This is a genomic window from Massilia eburnea (genome assembly GCF_009720745.1).
Taxonomy (GTDB): domain Bacteria; phylum Pseudomonadota; class Gammaproteobacteria; order Burkholderiales; family Burkholderiaceae_D; genus Rugamonas; species Rugamonas eburnea.
Map to the genome: position 1 here is coordinate 279,186 of NZ_WNKX01000002.1, position 17,402 is coordinate 296,587.

Consider the following 17,402-nt stretch of genomic DNA (forward strand, 5'->3'; position numbering starts at 1 on the left):
TTGCAGCAATTTTGTTATCCGTTTGTAACGAACGATCGATAAGCTGCTGGTTACCTTGTTCCCGGTGTATCCTGCTGGGTTTCCGAAAAGCCAAAACCGTTGTATGAAGAAAATTGCCCTGCCCTTCCTGCTCATCGTGCAAGCCTTGCACCTCGCATATGCCGACGACCAGCCCACCCCAAAGGTTGAGATCAAGGGCAGTGCCGCCATGGATATCCGCCGTAACGACACCGCCACCAAGATCGTGGTGACGCAGGAAGAAATCCTGAAGAACGGCGATACCAGCATCGGCGAAGTGCTGAAGCGTTTGCCGGGCATCACGATCGACGGCGTGCAGGGCCGCGGCGGCAATATCCGCATGCGTGGCCTGGGCAGCGGCTACACCTCCATCATGCTGAATGGCGAGCCGGCGCCACCGGGCTTCTCGCTCGATTCGCTGACGCCGGACATGATCGAGCGCATCGAAGTGATGCGCGCCGCCACCGCGGAATTCAGCACGCAGGCGATTGCCGGCGGCATCAACATCGTCCTGAAGCGCGCCATCTCCACCGCGCAGACCGAGATCAAGACCGGCGTGCAATCGGAAAACGGCCATCCGGGTGCGAGCCTGAACCTGCAGATGTCGGACCGCAAGGGCCCGTGGTCGTACTCCATCGGCGGCGGCATGATCTACAGCGACATCGACCGGCCAAGCCACGTCGTTACCGAGGCTTCGGGCGATGCGCCCCTGCTGCGCCGCGCAGAAGACACCAGCGAAGGCAGCTTCCGCAACTTCAACCTGGCCCCGCGCATCAACTATGCGATCAAGCCGGGCGACGTGATCACGTCGCAAAGCTTCATCGCGCTCAACCGCTTCCGTGCCCACAACACAGAACAAGTCGCTACCCTGACGGGCGAAGAGCCGATGTTCAGTGGCTTAAGCCAGGACATCAAGGCCGACTTCGAACTGTTCCGCACCGACTTGAGCTGGGCCCGTCCGCTGGCCGATGGCGCCAAGCTCGATATGAAAGCAGGCGTCAATTACAACCACCGCAAGTCGGAGGCGCCCAACCTGCAGACCGGCACCCTGTTCGAGCGCACCCGCACCATCACCTCCGCATCGACCGACAAGGGCTTTACCAGCACCGGCAAGTATTCCAGCCCGCTGGTGCCGGGCCACGCGCTGGCCACTGGCTGGGACGTAGGCTACAGCAAGCGCGATGAAGACCGCATCCAGCGCGAAGAGTATTGGCGCGCGCCGGCCGGCACCGCGCCGCAGAACCTGGACCAGGTGTACTCTGCCGACGTGGTTCGTCTTGCTGCCTATGCGCAGGATGAATGGAATGTGACCGACCGCTGGTCCGTGTATTTCGGCCTGCGCTGGGAAGGCGTGAACATCAAGAGCACCGGCAGCGATTACGGCAGCATCGACAGCAATTCCAGCGTTCTGAGCCCGCTGTTCCAGACCCTGTATAAATTCGGCGAGAAGAAGAAGGACCAGGTGCGCCTGGGCCTGACCCGCACCTACAAGGCGCCGGGCGTGGGCGACCTGATCCCGCGCCGCTTTACGTCCAATAACAATAGCTCGACCTCGCCCGACTCGATGGGCAACCCGGACCTGAAGCCGGAGCTGGCCTGGGGCCTCGACCTGGCGTTCGAGCACTACCTGGGTGAAGGCGGCGGCCTGCTGTCGGCCAGCACCTATGCGCGCCGCATCCAGGACATCACGCGCCGCCGTGTCGACTTCATCGATGGCTCCTGGGTGTCGCGCCCGGTCAATGCCGGTACGGCCAATACCTACGGGCTGGAGCTGGAGGCCAAGTTGCCTTTGCGCGCGATCATGAAAGATGCGCCGGGCGTGGAGATGCGTGCCAACGTGACGCGCAACTGGTCGCGGCTGGATACGGTGCCGGGGCCGAACAACCGTCTGGACCAGCAGGTGCCGGTCAGCGGTACCGTCGGCGCGGACTGGAAGCTGGATAAGACGCCGTTGACGCTGGGCGGGTCCTACTCTTACCAGGGCGGCGGCGAGGTGCGCATTTCCGACAGGCAGTATGCCTACGCGGTTCCAAAGCGCGCGCTGGATGTGTATGGCTTGTGGAAGTTCTCGCCGAAGACGCAGCTGCGCCTGTCGGCGGCGAATACGCTGCACCAGGAGAACCTGGCGCGGTCGTCCTACGCCGAGGCGAATGGGCTGCGCAGCGATACCACCTTCACCCCGACCTACACCCAGTTCCGCGCGATGCTGGAGATGAAGCTCTAAACCCATAAAACCCGGGTTTAAAAAAAAAGCGGCGACCCGAAGGCCGCCGCAAACAGGATACCACTTCGCAAAATTTACGCAGCCAGCGCCAACCCCGGCGCTGCCAGGGCAATCCCCCCGCCCAGGCTGAAAGCATTACGGTAGCCAAGCCTGCGCATGCACTGCGCCGCCTTGGCGCTACGATTCCCGCTGCGGCAGAAGAACACCAATGGCGGCTGTTCTGCAGCACCCAGCCACCCCGGCACAAACGCGGCCAGCCGGCTCAAAGGCACGCTCTGCGCCGCGCGTCCGCCTGGAATGCAGGCCGCCTGCTCATACGACTCGCGCACATCCACCAGCACCGCCTGCGGCTGCGCCTCCAGCAAGCGTGCCAGCGCCACGCTGTCCAGGCTCAAGTCAGCGCCAGCGACCCCGCCCTGCGCCTCCGCACGCAAGCTGGTGCAGCAAGCATTCAATTCTTCACGGCCAGTGCACAGCAGGGCATCGGCAGGCACCGCGCCCGCCAGATCGCGCAACGCAGCCATGCCGGTAAAGGCATAAGCCACACGATCACCACTGCACAGCAGGTAAGCCTGCTGGTCGGCATCGAGCGCCACGCGGCGCAGGGACTGCGCGCCAAACGCCAGGCTTGCCGTATCGGCCGTCCACGAAGCGCCATCGCGCGTGGAAAGGCGGGCCAGCAGCTGGTAGCCATGGCTGCGCAGCAAGCTGTCGACGCGCTCCGCGAGTTCCGCCTGCAAATCGATCGCGATGCATTGGTGCGATGGAGCATCCAGCAGCAGCCAGGTGTGGTTGCCTGCCAGGCTTAGTTGCAGCACGCCCTCCGGCGCGCTGGCTCCGGAGACTGGCGTATCCAGCAAGCCGGCATCGCGCAGCGCCTTGCCGCAGCGCTCGATGCGCGCGCAGGCTTCGTTAATCATTTCTTCGCTGGCCAATGGGCCGAACGACATGCGCACCGCACTGCTGCTGCGCCAGGCGGGCAAGCCCATGGCGTCGAGCACATAGCTCGGCGCCGCCTTGGATGCAGAACAGGCGCTGCCCGCGCTGACGCGCACATTGGCGGCGTCAAACACGTCCAGCAACTCTTTGCTCGACAAGCCAGGAACGGAGAAGTTCAGGGTAGTCGGCAATGCTTTTTCAAACGGGGCATTGAAGACAATGCCCGGCAAGGCTGCGCGCAGGCTGGCCGCCAGCTTTTCGCGGAAGCCGTGCAATTCGGCCGGCGTACGGAACGTGCCGCCTTCTTCCAATGCGGCCAGCACGGCGCCCAGGGCCGCAATGCCTGCCATGTTTTCGGTACCGGAGCGCAGGCCGGCTTCCTGCCCCCCGCCCATCACCAGCGGCGTGTATGGCGCGCCTTCGCGCACGTACAGCATGCCGATGCCTTTCGGCGCGTATAGCTTGTGGCCGGAGAATGGCGCGTAATCGATGCGGGTGTGGCCGAGGTCGAGGGACAGCTTGCCCAGGCCCTGCACGCAGTCGACCATCCACAGCGCCTGGCTGCCGTCCAGTGCAGCGGCAATCCCAGGCAGGTCGGACACCACGCCGGTCTCGTTATTGGCGGCCATGGTGCAGACGAAGGCCGCCTGCGGCGCCAGCGCGCGCAGGGCGGCCAGGTCGTGGCGGCCGTCGCCGTCGACCGGCAGCTTTTTCAATTCCAGGCCCAGGCCCAGCAGGCGATTCCAGTGCGCCAGCGCTTCCGGCACCGCCTTGTGTTCGGTGGCGCCGTACACCAGCAGGCCGCCGGTGGTTTCGCCGCGCTCGCGGCGTTCGCGCAGCGCGCACAGCGCCGACAGTACAGCGGTCTGGATGCCTTCCGTGGCGCCGCTATTGAACATGATGCGGCCGGCGCCCACGCCCAGCAGGCGGCGGGCGCACTGGCGCACGATGTCCATCATGGCCTTGGCCTTGAGGCCAGTGGCATGGGTGCTGCTTGGATTGCCAAAACAATCACGCATGGCTTGCACCGCCGCGTCGACCGCAGCGGGCAGCACACAGGTGGTGGCATTCCCGTCGAGATAAATTTCTTTGCTCATGTGGATAGTTTACGAAACAGCGCCGAATTGCCCATTCCAAAATTACTCCAAACCGGCTGCAATGTAGAATAAGCATTCCAAATATCGATATAAGTAAAAATGAACGATCTCGACCGCTACGATTACGCGATACTCGGCGCTTTGCAGGTGGATGGCACGCTGTCCGTGGCGGAGCTGGCGGAAAAGGTTGGCCTTTCCACCACGCCGTGCTGGAAACGCCTGAAGCGGCTGGAGGAGGATGGCTATTTCGAGCGCCGCGTAGCGATCATCAACCGCCGCAAGGCAGGCCTGCCGGTGACGGTCTTCGTCAGCGTGCGCACCAGCCAGCACGATGAAAAATGGCTGGCCAAGTTCGCCGCCGCCGTGGAAGCGCTGCCGGAAGTGCAGGAATTCCACCGCATGAGCGGCGACGTCGACTACCTGCTGAAAGTGGTGACCACCGATATCGAAGGATATGACCGTTTTTACAAGAAGCTGATCAAGGCGGCGCAGCTGACCGGCGTTTCTTCCGCCTTCTCGATGGAGCAGATCAAGTACACCACCAGCCTGCCGCTTGACCTGGTGTCGCACGGCGCCGGCGGCTGAGAGTTACGCTCAACCGTGGGATAATGCCGGGATGCTGAAATCCCTGCTTTTATCGTTAGTTCCCGCCCGCAGTAATACCAGCCAGCGTGAACGCCTTCGCGCCAGCTTCGGCGCCCTGCTTGGCCTCCTGCTCACCGCCGTCGTTGCCCACGCCATGCTGGGCGACCAGGCCATCTGGATGGTGGCCCCGATCGGCGCCTCCGCCGTGCTGCTTTTCTGCCTGCCAGCCAGCCCGCTGGCCCAGCCCTGGTCCATCATCGGCGGCAATGTGGTGTCGGCCCTGATGGGCGCCCTGTGCGTCAAATTGTTCGGCGACGGCACGCTGGCCATCGGCCTCGCGACGCCGATGGCGATTGCCGCCATGTTCGCCCTGCGCTGCCTGCACCCGCCCGGCGGCGCGGCAGCCCTGATGGTGGTGATCGGCGGACCAAAGATCCACGCCATGGGTTTCGGCTTCGGCCTCGGTCCCGTGCTGATCGACTGCGTCGTGATCGTGATGGCCGCCATCGCCTACAACAACCTGACCGGCCGCCGCTATCCGCACAAGCAGCTGCTGGCCCACCCCAACCCGCATGCCACCAGGGACCAGGTGCCGACGGTGCGCCTGGGCTTCCAGCCCGAAGACCTGGACGCCGTGCTGCGCCAGTACAACCAGGTGCTCGACATCAGCCGCGACGACCTGGAAGAACTGTTCCTGAAGACGGAAATGCGCGCCTACCAGCGCCGCTTCGGCATCATTACCTGCGGCGAAATCATGTCGAAGGACGTGGTGACGGCGGAATTCGCCACGCCGCTGGAACAGGCCTGGCGCGAAATGCATGACCACCGCATCGCCGCGGTGCCGGTGCTGAACCGGGTCCGGCGCGTGATAGGCATCGTCACCACCAGCGACTTCATGACGCACGGCGGGCTGCACGATTACCACGGCATGCGCCGCCAGCTGCGCGAATTCCTGCGCCCCAGCGGCACCAGCCATTCGGAAAAGCCGGAAGTCGTTGGCCAGATCATGGTGAAGAACCCGCGCACCGCGCGCATCGACACGCCGATCACGGAGCTGGTGCCGATGATGGCCGATTCCGGCTTCCACCATATTCCCGTGGTGGACGCGGAAAACCGCTTCGCCGGCATCGTCACGCAATCGGACGTGGTGGCCGCCTTGTACGAAAGCCGCCTGGCCGAGGCGACAGCCGCTTAGAAACGCTTGCTCAAGGTGAGCTTGCCAGCTTCCGTCTTCATGTCGACCCGCTTGAGGACTGAATTGCCAAGCAGGATGACCGGCAGCGGCGCTTCACTGACGGTGGCGTCGACGTTGGCGAATTCGAGCTCGCCGATCTTGAGCCGGTCAAGCTTGACCAGCCACACTTCCGTGGTGCCGTTGGCGGTGGAGCTCATGCCGCGCCGTCCTTTGCCGCGGTAATCGATGCCCATCTTGCGCGCCAATGCGGCCGGGATGGAAACGAAGGAAGCACCGGTGTCCAACAGCATCTGCACCGGTACGCCATTGATCTCGCCCTGTACGTTATAGTGGCCCAAAGGATCGGGCGACAGTACCATGGAGTTGCCGCCTGCCGCAGGGGCGGCGGCGTATTCGCCCAGGCGGATGGTATAGCGCTTGCCGTGCTCCTCGATGGTCGCTTCGCCGGAAGTCACGGCCACCAGCTTGCTGCCGTCGGGCAGGCTGGCGCCCACCGGAAAAGTCTTGGCCGGGCCGCCATTGACCGACAGCAGGGCCTTCTCTTTGAGGGTTCCGACCAGGCTCACGTCGGCATGGGCAGATGCCGCGGCGAAGATCAGTGAAGCCATGAAAGCTGTGCGCATGGCGGAAACTCCAGTTCGGATTGCATTGAATATTGCATTTTGACACAACTCAACCGTTAATTTGTTGGCTTTTCGGTGCAACATTTCGCTAGAATCAATGCATATGCAAACGTTGAAACGGGTGCTCGCGCTTGCCCTTGAAGAAGCGCAAACCGGATTTGGCACCCTGTGCAGGCGGATGACCGACCGGGCCGATGCTGCGCTGGGTGAATCCGCGCGCACGGCGTCTCCGGCGGACCAGCGCATGGCCAGTACCTGCCGCCTCTTCCTGCGCGAGCACGGGGCCGCCCTGCGCGCGCGCATGGAGCGCGCCTACTCCGCCCTGCTGGCACGCGCCGTGCAGACCATGCACACCGACTTGCGCACCGGCCTGCACGACTTCCGCGCCGACACCCTGTCCCTGGTCGAAGATGAAGTGGTGACACGCCAGATCGAGGTGGAGCGCCTGCTGTTGCGTCTGCGCGACGCCGATGAACTGAGCCTGGGCCACCTGAACCTGATCATCGCCCAGATGCATGGCGACAGCGAAGTGCGCGAACGTGAAAACCCGTTCCGCCCTTACCTGATGGCGCGCGCCCTGTACGACGGCCTGCAGGCCATCGTGACTGACGAAGCGCAAAGCAAGCTGCTGTTCGACGTGCTGTCGGAAGCCATGACGGTGGAACTGGGCGATTTCTACACCCGCCTGCGCGAGGTATTCGAGTCGCGCGGCATCCGTTCGCGCCTGCTGGCGCGGCCTACGGCATTGAACAAGCGCGAAAAGGAACGCCTGGCATGGCAGCGCGCCGTTACCGGCCAGGCCGACGCCGACCAGGCCATGCGCCAGCGTGTGGAACGCCTTGGCGTCCTGCAGCAGCAGATCCAGCAACAGCAGTTCGACTTGCCGCAAGGCGTGGCCGGAGCGCCGCACGGGATGCCGCCAGGCGCCCAGCCGGCCATGCAGCATGGCGGCATGCCGATGCATGCCAAGCCGGAGTTGCAGGAGCTGGTCTACAGCTTCTTCACGCCCTCCGGCATGAAGTACAGCGCGCAGCCGGCGCAAAGCCAGCTGCGCCAGCAGCTTGACGGCGCCTTGCGCCAGCTGCAGCGGGAAAATATCAGCTCCGGCCCGCAAGCGCCGCTTGCCCTGCTCGACCGGCTGGCCAACCTGCCGCCCGGCTCCGAGCGCATCGTGGTAGAACTGGTCGGCATGCTGTTCGAATTCATCCTCAACGACGAGCTGCTGCCGAAGGGCATGCGCGAGCAGCTGTGCCGCCTGCACGCCCCCTTCCTGCGCGCCGCCCTGCAAGACCTGGACGTGCTGCAGGGCGCCCATCTGCCGGGACGCCGCCTGCTGGACCGCATCGGCAGCGCCGCCGCCGGCATTGGCGCCGACTCGCCGCTGCTGCAGCCGCTGCAAGGCGAAGTCGAACGCGTGGTCACCGTGGTGCTGGAACAGTACGAACGCGACCCGGTGGTTTTCGCCAACGCCGAAGAAGAACTCGATGGCTTCCTGACCAGCCTCCTGCGCGAATGCGACCCGGTGGTGCGGCGCTGCATGCCGGCCCTCGAGCGTGCGGTGGAAGTGGCGCCGCAACTGGCCGCCGTTGCCGATGCGCTGCGCGGACAGCTGGAATCGGTGAACGTCGAGCGCCGCATGATGGACTTCATCACCGGCACCTGGGCACAGGTGATGGTGCATACGAAAGGCCGCCAGCCCGATTACGGCAAGCTGCTGCCCGAACTGGTGTGGAGCGCGCAAGAGAAGATCGCGCCCGAAGAACGCGCCGCGCTGATGAAAATGCTGCCGGCATTGGGGCGCGAACTGCGCGCCGGGCTGGCCGTAATCGGCATGCAGGAAGCTGCCGCGCAGGCGGCGCTGGACCAGCTGGTATCGCTGCACATGGACGTGCTGTCCAATAGCCTGCCGCCGTCGGTCTTGCCGCGCATGAGCGTGGCGGGACTGCGCGCGCGCTTTGGCGCGATCGACCTGGACCAGCCGATCGCGCTGGCCGCCGATGGCTTGCGCGCCGACGCCCTGCCGGGACAAAGCCAGTTCCGCGCTGAATTCGCGCTGCACGGCATCCTGGCCACGGTGCAGCCAGACCCGGTGCTGGCCACTGCTTCTTCCAGCGACGACGAACTGCTGCAATGGGCGCATGCCGGCAACGGCTTCGAGCTGCTGTCCGACGACAATTACGTGCAATGGCGCCTGAGCGCCGTGGCGCCGCGCAAGGCCGGCTTCCTGTTCACCGCACAGGGCCAGTCCGCGCCGCTGGTGTATTCGCGCGCCGCGCTGCTGGCGGCCATGCGCGAAGGCAGCCTGCGCCCGCTTGAATATGCGCCGCTATTCGAACGCGCGGTGGAGTCGCTGATGACGGGTGCGGAATCCCTGGACGCCGCCGCCTGAGTCATAACGAAGCGTCTTCAAACTGCCACATATACCAGCAGCCGTCCTGCTGGCGGAAGCGATAGTAGTAGACCAGCGAATCCGAATCGGGCCGGAATACCGTCAGCTCCGCCTGCGCCGGACTGGCGGACTGGCGGCTCGACAATTTTTCAGTCCTGATCAAGTCCGCCAGCAAGTCCGTTTTGGCGAACTGCTCGCGCGACACCAGCGTTTTCTTTTCTTGCAGCGCAGCGATCGATTCAAGCGGGAACACGGTGCGCCCGGTAGCGAACGGGCGATCGCTCATGTAGCGCGGCAGGAAGGCATCGAACTTCTCCTGCCCGCAGCCGCGCGGCGGCGGCGCCGTCGAACAAGCCGCCAGCGCAATCGTCAGCAAGGGTAGAAATTTCTTCATATGGGGCCGAAGTCCTTGCCTTCGGAGAGTTTGTAGACCTTGATCTTGTCGCCGGTGCGCACCATGCGGCGGTCCAGCGCAGGGAAGTCCGCCACTTCGCATTCCAGGTTCTCGCCGCCCATCAGGTAGACCAGGTCTTCCGTGCCGCGGTTGATCATCTGGTGCGCTTTGGATGGCGTCGGAAAGCCGACAAAGTCCCCTGCCTCCAGCGCATAATCTTCGCCATCGATATGCGCGACGCCGCGCCCGGACAGGATGTAGACCCATTCCTCTTCGTTGTGATGCAGGTGGTAGGCGAACGACTCCTTGCCCGGCTTCAGGCGGCCGATGTTCACGCCGGTGCGCTTCAAGCTCGCCATGCGCGACAGCTGCGAACCGCTGATTTCCGAGTTCGGATTCCACGGATGCGAGAACGTGCCTTCCGCTTCCTGCGCGGCGGCTTGACGGACGATGTGCGGATACGACATGCTGGCCCCTTCCTTCGTTGTTGGCGGTCTCGCAACATTGTAGCAGCGGGCCTGCTCGGCTATGCTTAGCGCTCCTTCATTTACCCGGATCAAGACAAATGAAACATCGTATTACCCTCGGCGCGCTGGCCGCCGCCGTTTTGCTGGCGTATGCACCTGTCCACGCCAACGCTGCCGCAGCCAAGCCGGCTGTGGCGGAAAAAGCCTCCGCCAAAAGCAGTGAGGCAGCGAAGAAGCAGTTCTGGGCATTGGCCGACGAGTACTACGATGCGATCGCAACATTCGATCCGGTCGGCGCCTCGCAAAACGGCGACAACCGCTTCGACGACCAGCTGGGCACCGCCCTCTGGCCGGCCACGCGCGCCAAGCAGTTCGACCTGTACCGCGCATTCACCAAGCGCCTGCACGCCATCCCGCGCGGGAAGCTGAACAGCGGCGACCGCACCAGCTACGACGTGATGGCCTATGAGCTGAAGAACTACCTGGCGTCCGAGCCATTCCCCGACCACCTGCTGCCGATCGACCAGATGAGCAGCATGCCGGTCACGCTGGCGAATTTCGCCGGCGGCGACGGCGCGCAGCCACTGACCACGGTCAAGGAATACGAGGCTTACCTGAGCCGCCTGAACCAGCTGCCGGGCTGGATCGACCAGGCCATCGTCAACATGAAGGAAGGCATGGGCAAAGGCATCACCCAGCCCAAAGCCCTGATCGAAGCCGCGCTGCCGCAATTCCAGAAACTGGTCAGCGATACGCCCGAAAAGAACATCTACTACACGCCGGTGACCAAGTTCCCGGCCAGCTTCAGCGACGCCGACAAGCAGCGCCTGAGCGCCGCCTACCGCGCCACCGTGGCCGACAAGCTGAACCCGGCGCTGAGCAAGCTCTCCACCTTCATCGAAAAAGAATACCTGCCGGCCTGCCGCACCAGCACCGGCTGGAGCGCCCTGCCGAACGGCGCCGCGTGGTACAAGGTTCGCATCGCCGACTCCACCACCACCAGCAAGGGCGCGGAAGAAATCCACCAGACCGGCTTGCGCGAAGTCGCGCGCATCCAGGCCGAATACGCCAAGCTCGGTCCTAAGCTGGGCTACAACGGCCCTGCCGCCGGCTTGCCGACCTGGGTCGCACAGCAGCCGAAATTCTTCCCGTTCAAGACGGAAGACGAAGTGCAAGCCGTGTACCGCAAGCTGAACGACGTGCTGGACACCAAGCTGCCATCGATGTTCACCCTGATCCCGAAGGCCAAGCTGGACCTGCGCCTGGAGCCTGAGCTGAGCCGCGACACCGCCTCCGACCACTACACCGCGCCTGCGCTGGACGGCTCGCGTCCGGGCGTGTTCTGGTCCGTGGTCACCGACCCGACCAAGTACGGCAGCCCAGGCATGACCACCCTCTTCCTGCACGAAGGCAAGCCAGGCCACCACTTCCACATCGCCCTGATGCAGGAACTGGACATGCCGAAGTTCCGCAAATTCGGCGGCAACAACGCCTTCACCGAAGGCTGGGCGCTGTATGCGGAAACCCTGGGCAAGGAGATGGGCCTGTTCGAAGATCCCGCCCAATACTTCGGCCACCTGAACGATGAAATGCTGCGTGCCGTACGCCTGGTGGTCGACACCGGCATGCACGCCAAAGGCTGGACGCGCGAACAATCGATCAAATACATGACCGAAACCCTGGGCGACGAAAGCGTCGCGCGCAACCAGACCGAGCGCTACATGGCCTGGCCGGCGCAAGCCCTGTCGTACAAGACCGGCGCCCTGAAGATCCAGGAACTGCGTGCCAAGGCCGAGAAGGCCCTGGGCAGCAAATTCACGCTGGCCAAGTTCCACGCCATCGTGCTGGGCGACGGCACCCTCCCGCTCGCCTTGCTGGAAACCAAGGTCGACGCCTGGATCGCCGCCACCCGCTAACAGCCGTGCCCGTGTCCCACCATGGGGTCACACCCGAAATGGGACACGGGCTCGACCAGCGAATAGCTGGGCCCGTGTCCCGATTCGGGTGTGACCCCATGGTGGGACACGGGCTGGGCAGTTTCACTTTTTCAGGGCGTAGCGCTTGATGCGCTTGAGCACGAGCTCCGGCAGCGCGGTGATCTGCTTGGCGTGGTTGGCGAATACGATCTGCTGCCGGCCTACCGATACGGGATGCCCTTCGGAATAAAAGCGGAATTCCAACCAGAATGAACATTTCCGCACATCGTAAGTATTCATTTCGCAAGACACTTCCTGGAATGGAAAAGTCTCTTGCAAATAATCATTCTCCGCATGCTTGGTGATAAATACCCCCTCTGCCTGCAGCATGTCGCGCGAAATACATTCATAAAACCATTTTTCCCGGCAAATACCCTGCCATTCGAAATAACGCGCGAAATAAGTATTGCCGTAAGCGTTTGAATCTTTGAGGAAAATCGCAATCTTGTGGTGGAAAGTCATTTCGGCTGCTGCTGGGGCGTCGGGGGCTGGGACGTGCACGTACATAGGACTATTTCTCCATAAAAGTAAAACGGCTTAGTGCCAGCCCTTACTTTTTCTTATCTGCGCGCCGAACTATTGATATTCCTCAATACTTGTCCAATTTCTTGACAATAAGCTGTTAACAATCTGTTCATCAGCTGAGGAAACTCAATGTATGCGTTAATACCGGCATTGGTCTCAGCCCTGTTTATTGGCTATGGGCTGTATGTGTTGCGCTCGCGCGGCCCGAACCGGGTCGGCCTGACGTTTTTCGCGGTCTGCGCGACCACCTTCTTCTGGCAGGCCAGCTGGGCCCTGCTGTTCCTGACCCGTAACCAGGACACCGCCATGGCCCTGGCGCGCCTGGGCTACCTGCCGATCCTGTTCCTGCCCACCACGCTGTACCACTTCATCATCGAGCTGACCGGCGCCCGCGATGAAAAGCCCGGGCTGTACATCAGCTATCTGTTTGCCTGCGGCCTGGGCTTGCTGCTGCCGACCACGGACCTGATGCTGTCCGGCCTGCAGCACTACTTCTATGGCGCCTATCCCAAGGCCGGCTTGCTGCATCCGCTGCACCTGGCGCAGACCGTGCTTGTGATTGGCCGCGCCTTGCTGCTGTTGTACCGCCGCCAGCAGCTTGCCGTGTCGACCGAGCGCACGCGGCTGCGCTATGTGCTGCTCAGCATCCTGATCTATTTTGGCGCCGCCAGCGATTACCTGTGCAACTACGGTGTCGAGATGTATCCGCCGGGCGTGGCCTTCATCGTCGCGTCGCTGGGACTGATCGCGCAAGCCATCGTGCGCCACAACCTGCTGGCCGATCCGATGGCCGCCGCGGCTTCCATCGCGCACGAGATGCGCACGCCGCTGGCCAGCATTCGCAGCCAGACCCGCATCCTGGCGCGTAACCTGCCGGAACTGATCGCGGGCTACCGGCCCGATCACCAGGGCGCCCTGGGTGCACGCCAGCTGGAACACCTGGGCGAGATCGCGCGCAGCATCGATGCCGAAGTGTCGCGCTCCAACTTCATCGTCGACATGCTGCTCGCCTCGGCGCGCGACGGCGTCATGAAGCGCGAGAGCTTCGCCGTGCATTCGGTCAGCGTGTGCGTGGACGAGGCGATGGCTTGCTATCCCTTCTCCGGCGCCGAGCGCTCTCAGGTGCGGGTGGCGATCCGCAACGAGTTCAGCTTCCACGGTTCGGACGTACTGCTGATGTTCGTGCTGTACAACCTGCTGAAGAACGCGCTGCAAGCCGTCAAGCTCAAAGGGACTGGCGCGGTGGATGTGGAATGCTATTCACGCGGTGCGCTCAACTGGCTGGTGGTGACGGACAACGGACAGGGCATTACCCCCGACGTGCTGCCCCATGTGTTCGAGCCGTTCTACACCACGCATTGCAGCGGTGGCGGCACCGGCATGGGCCTGGCCTTCTGCAAGCGGGTAGTGACGGCCTTTGGCGGCGAGATCGGCTGCGAGTCGGAAGCCGGCCGCTACACGCGGGTGGCGATCAGCCTGCCGCGCACCCTGTCCTCACCACGCCACGCGTCCCGTCAGCATGTCGCGGAACATTACCCAATCGCCCATTAGGCTGAACAGGGGATACTTGAAGGTGGCCGGCCGGTTGTGTTCGAAGAAGAAGTGGCCAACCCAGGCAAAGCCGTAACCGACCACGGGCAGCAGCCACAGCAGCGCCAGCTCGCCCGTCACCATGGCCGCGGCCAGCAGCAGCAGGACGATGCTGGAGCCGGCGAAATGCAGGCGGCGGCAGGTGCTGTTGGCGTGCTCCTGCAGGTAGTAGGGGTAGAACTCTTCAAACGTCGTGTAACGCGTCTCCATGGCCTTCCTCCGGGTGGACTTCCTTGATAATGCGATCGAGGTCGGTATCGTCGCCCAGCACGAACACCTTGCGTTCGGACAGCATCTTGAGGATGAAGGGCTGCTCTTCGCGCAGGCGGCGCTGGAAGTCGTCGACCGAATACAGGTTGGGATTGATCTTGCGCCGCAGCAGCCGCTCCGCCACCGGCAGCCTGCTCAGCAGCTCGCCATAGGTGGTGTTCTCGCCGATCAGCAACAGCTCGACCGGGGCGCTGGAATCTTCCGCCTGCTTGACCGTGGTGCCATAGACGAAGGCCACGCTGAGCTGCCTGCGCATCGGCGCCAGCGCGGAATTGAGTACGCTGACCAGGCCGAAGGTTTTCTTGACCAGGCTGGCCAGCTCGGCATACACGATATTGTCTTTGTTGGGGCGGAACTGGCGCACATTGCCGATGCGTTCGGAGACGATCAGGCCGGATTCGTGCAGGCGCTTGAGTTCGCGCTGTGCGGATGCGCTGCCCAGCCCCGTCAAGCGCATGATTTCGTTGAGGTGGAATCCCTCATTCACGCGCACGAACAGCAAGCCCAACAGCTTTTGCTGGGCCGGTGTAAACAGGGCCGAAGCGATCATGAGCCAAATATTAGCATGGCATTTGCACCCGCCGCCAGATCGGCGTCGGCATCCGTGAGTCGAACTGAAGCCGGCTTCACACCGCAAGGCGGCTCAGTGAAGCCGGCTTCCTTCCTTCTGCTTTTCCTTTCCCCACGCCCCCTCTCAAGGGTCGTAACAAATCGGCAGGCATGGCATTTGCACATCACCCGGCATGGGCGCATAGCCGTTCATCCACCGATGTCCTTTTATGAGGAGCAAGTCATGCACAACACTGATCGCATCCAGCAATTCATGGAAGCAGGCGAATTTGCACCTGCCTATGCCCAGGGCGAGTTCCCTCAGGAATATGCCCAGCAGGAGTATGCCGGACAGCAGGAGTACGGCGGCTACCAAGGCGAATATGCGCCGACCTTTGAGGCTGAATATCTTGGTGAGCTGGTCAATCCGATGACCGGCGAGATCAACCAGGAAGCCGAACTCGCCATGGCTGCCGAACTGCTGTCTGCCAGCAACCAGCAGGAGCTGGACCATTTCCTGGGCGGCCTGGTACGCAATCTGGGACGCACCTTCCGCCGCGTCGCCGCGTCGCCCCTGGGTTCCATGCTGGGCAATGCGCTGAAAGGCGTGGCGCGCGCGGCGCTGCCAACCCTGGGCGGTGCGCTGGGCAGCCTGATCCCGATTCCCGGCGTCGGTACTGCGCTGGGCGCCGCTGCCGGCAATATGGCCAAGAACGCGCTGGGGCTGGAGATGGAAGGCTGGTCCAACGAAGACCGTGAGTTCGAGGTGGCGCGCCGTATCGTGCGCATCGGTATCGAAGGCGCACGCGCCATGGATGGCCTGCCCGAAGGTGAATTCACCAACCAGCAGGAAATCGGCGGCATCCTGAGCAGCATCGCCGGCAAGATCCTTCCCTCCATCGGCAATATCGGTTCGGCCGTGCTGAACGGCTTGACCGGCCAGGCAGCGAGCGGCGGGCAAGCCAGCGGCGGCCTGTCGGGCGGCATGCGCGTGACCAGCCCCGGTGGATGGAATGTGCAACTGGGCGGACAGGCTGGCGGCCAGGCTTCGGCCGGTTCCGCAGTCGGCATCAACACGCCGGCCCCGCGCGTGCCCTTCCAGCCAAGCTATCGTCCGGGCATGACGCCCAACCTGCCGGTTCCCGGCGCCGCCGGCCACCAGCGTTCAGGCGCCTGGCGCAAGATCGGCCGCAACGTCATCCTGTACAACGTGTACTCGCGCTGACATGCGCCGGGGAGACCGCCATGTCGCATGCCCAAGCCATCCGCATGATCGAATACGAGGCGCACTCGCTGCTCGAACGCCTCAACGAAGTGCGGCCCTTCGCGCTGACCTTGCCGATGGTGGCAGCCGCCGCGCCTTCGGTGGCGGCGCAGGCGGCCATCGAAAAATTCCTGGCCGACGGCCGCAGCCAGCTGCGCAAGCTGGCGCGCCGTTTCCTGCACTGGCTGCATTCACCGGCTGGCAATGGAGCGGCGCCGGACCTGGTGCAGCGCCGCTATGCGATCGTGCGCATGCGCTTCCTGGACATGCTGACACAATTCGACGTGTTTGCCGATGCACTGGCGGAACGCAGCCAGCACAATTACGGCGAGTGGCTGGGTGGGCTGGACGTGCTAGCGGCGGATGCATTGCAATTGCCCTGCCGTCCCTACTTCAACCCGCCGGTGATCTGCCACCTGGACCGCGAACCCGGCGCCGCCATCCGCCGCGTGCGGGCGCGCATGCCGGGGGGGGGATTGACGCCGGTCGCCATTATCCGCATGCCGCGCGAGCGCATGGTCGGCAGCGCCATCGCTTCATCGCTGGTGCATGAAGTGGGGCACCAGGGCGCGGCCTTGCTGGAATTGGTGGAACAGCTGCAAGCCGCGCTGGCGCAGATGGCAGCGGCGCGGCCAGCGCAGCGCCAGTGCTGGCTGTGCCTGCGCATCTGGCTGTCGGAAATCATCGCCGACTTCTGGAGCGTGGCGCGCGTCGGCATCACGTCCACGCAAGGCTTGATGAGCGTGGTCAGCCTGCCGGCTGCCTTCGTCACGCGCTTTTCCGTCGACGACCCGCATCCGCCGCCATGGATCAGGGTCAAGATCAGCGCCGCCATCGGCAACGCGCTGTACCCCGACCAGCAATGGCAGCAGCTGGCCGATACCTGGGACGCACTGTACCCGCTGCACCAGGCGGCGCCGCAGGATGCCGCTGCCTTCCGCGAACTGGAACGCGTGATCCCCGAGTTCGCCGCGCTGCTGGCAGGCTTCCGTCCCGCCGGTCTCGGCGGGATGGCCCTGGCCCAGGCTTTCCCGCTGGCGTACTGTGCGCCGGCGCGCCTGCGCAGCCTGTGGCAGGAGCAGCGCCGCAACAAAGGCACGCTGGCCCTGCTGCCGCCGACCCAGGCTTGCGCCGCCATCGGCCAGGCCAAGTTCGACGGCTGGATCAGCGCCACCGAGGAAGTTGCCCTGCTGCGCCGCCTGCTGCGCTTCTGGGCCCTGCACAGCACCATCGACGCTCGCACCGTTTGCGCCCAGGCGCGCCCGGCCCCGCCGGCCCTGGCCATCGCCTTCTAATC

Annotated in this window: 15 protein-coding genes; 8 read left to right on the plus strand and 7 right to left on the minus strand. The window is 63.9% G+C overall.

The window, feature by feature from the left end; genetic code table 11:
* Positions 1 to 103 precede the first annotated feature (103 nt).
* A complete protein-coding gene (locus GM658_RS03815; protein ID WP_155452672.1) occupies positions 104 to 2,242 on the plus strand; it encodes a TonB-dependent receptor plug domain-containing protein in 2,139 nt (712 codons plus the stop codon).
* A gap of 74 nt (positions 2,243 to 2,316) precedes the next feature.
* Here GM658_RS03815 and GM658_RS03820 read toward each other — a convergent pair whose 3' ends face one another.
* Positions 2,317 to 4,278, minus strand: coding sequence for an aminotransferase class V-fold PLP-dependent enzyme (locus tag GM658_RS03820; RefSeq protein WP_155452673.1), 1,962 nt, complete (start codon positions 4,276 to 4,278; stop codon positions 2,317 to 2,319).
* 99 nt (positions 4,279 to 4,377) lie between these two features.
* On the opposite strand from GM658_RS03820, the gene GM658_RS03825 reads away from it, so the two are divergent.
* Positions 4,378 to 4,863 (plus strand): Lrp/AsnC family transcriptional regulator, encoded by a 486-nt coding sequence (locus GM658_RS03825; protein WP_155452674.1) that lies wholly within the window; start codon positions 4,378 to 4,380, stop codon positions 4,861 to 4,863.
* A 31-nt stretch (positions 4,864 to 4,894) separates the two neighbouring features.
* Positions 4,895 to 6,058: an HPP family protein gene (locus GM658_RS03830; RefSeq protein ID WP_155452675.1), complete on the plus strand. Its 1,164-nt coding sequence runs from the start codon at positions 4,895 to 4,897 to the stop codon at positions 6,056 to 6,058.
* Here the strand turns inward: GM658_RS03830 and GM658_RS03835 are convergent.
* Positions 6,055 to 6,681, minus strand: a complete 627-nt coding sequence (locus GM658_RS03835) for a retropepsin-like aspartic protease family protein (RefSeq protein ID WP_170298651.1) — start codon at positions 6,679 to 6,681, stop codon at positions 6,055 to 6,057. The genes GM658_RS03830 and GM658_RS03835 overlap by 4 nt on opposite strands.
* Before the next feature lie 103 nt (positions 6,682 to 6,784).
* On the opposite strand from GM658_RS03835, the gene GM658_RS03840 reads away from it, so the two are divergent.
* Positions 6,785 to 9,070, plus strand: a complete 2,286-nt coding sequence (locus tag GM658_RS03840) for a DUF1631 family protein (protein WP_170298652.1) — start codon at positions 6,785 to 6,787, stop codon at positions 9,068 to 9,070.
* A gap of 1 nt (position 9,071) precedes the next feature.
* Here the strand turns inward: GM658_RS03840 and GM658_RS03845 are convergent, their stop codons facing one another.
* Positions 9,072 to 9,464, minus strand: a complete 393-nt coding sequence (locus tag GM658_RS03845) for a hypothetical protein (RefSeq protein ID WP_155452678.1) — start codon at positions 9,462 to 9,464, stop codon at positions 9,072 to 9,074.
* Entirely contained in the window at positions 9,461 to 9,931 is a 471-nt protein-coding gene (locus tag GM658_RS03850; RefSeq protein ID WP_155452679.1) for a cupin domain-containing protein, read from the minus strand. Before GM658_RS03850 ends, GM658_RS03845 begins: the two co-directional genes overlap by 4 nt.
* Positions 9,932 to 10,029: 98 nt before the next feature.
* Here GM658_RS03850 and GM658_RS03855 point away from each other — a divergent pair, with 98 nt between their 5' ends.
* Complete coding sequence (locus tag GM658_RS03855; RefSeq protein WP_155452680.1) at positions 10,030 to 11,847, plus strand: DUF885 domain-containing protein; 1,818 nt, start codon at positions 10,030 to 10,032, stop codon at positions 11,845 to 11,847.
* 123 nt (positions 11,848 to 11,970) lie between these two features.
* Here GM658_RS03855 and GM658_RS03860 read toward each other — a convergent pair whose 3' ends face one another.
* A complete protein-coding gene (locus GM658_RS03860) occupies positions 11,971 to 12,414 on the minus strand; it encodes an acyl-CoA thioesterase (RefSeq protein ID WP_155452681.1) in 444 nt (147 codons plus the stop codon).
* 147 nt (positions 12,415 to 12,561) lie between these two features.
* Here GM658_RS03860 and GM658_RS03865 point away from each other — a divergent pair, with 147 nt between their 5' ends.
* The gene (locus GM658_RS03865) at positions 12,562 to 13,983 is read left to right on the plus strand and encodes a sensor histidine kinase (protein ID WP_155452682.1); all 1,422 of its coding nucleotides are present in this window, start codon (positions 12,562 to 12,564) and stop codon (positions 13,981 to 13,983) included.
* Here the strand turns inward: GM658_RS03865 and GM658_RS03870 are convergent.
* Both GM658_RS03870 and GM658_RS03875 read right to left on the minus strand, forming a co-directional pair.
* Complete coding sequence (locus tag GM658_RS03870; protein ID WP_155452683.1) at positions 13,927 to 14,232, minus strand: Mpo1-like protein; 306 nt, start codon at positions 14,230 to 14,232, stop codon at positions 13,927 to 13,929. The genes GM658_RS03865 and GM658_RS03870 overlap by 57 nt on opposite strands.
* Entirely contained in the window at positions 14,207 to 14,842 is a 636-nt protein-coding gene (locus GM658_RS03875) for a helix-turn-helix domain-containing protein (RefSeq protein WP_155452684.1), read from the minus strand. The genes GM658_RS03870 and GM658_RS03875 overlap by 26 nt, the downstream gene beginning before the upstream one ends.
* Before the next feature lie 243 nt (positions 14,843 to 15,085).
* On the opposite strand from GM658_RS03875, the gene GM658_RS03880 reads away from it, so the two are divergent.
* Together GM658_RS03880 and GM658_RS03885 are read left to right on the plus strand one after the other, a co-directional pair.
* On the plus strand, positions 15,086 to 16,066 hold the full coding sequence (locus tag GM658_RS03880; RefSeq protein ID WP_155452685.1) for a hypothetical protein: 981 nt from the start codon (positions 15,086 to 15,088) through the stop codon (positions 16,064 to 16,066).
* A 20-nt stretch (positions 16,067 to 16,086) separates the two neighbouring features.
* The gene (locus GM658_RS03885; protein ID WP_155452686.1) at positions 16,087 to 17,400 is read left to right on the plus strand and encodes a hypothetical protein; all 1,314 of its coding nucleotides are present in this window, start codon (positions 16,087 to 16,089) and stop codon (positions 17,398 to 17,400) included.
* Positions 17,401 to 17,402: the final 2 nt, after the last annotated feature.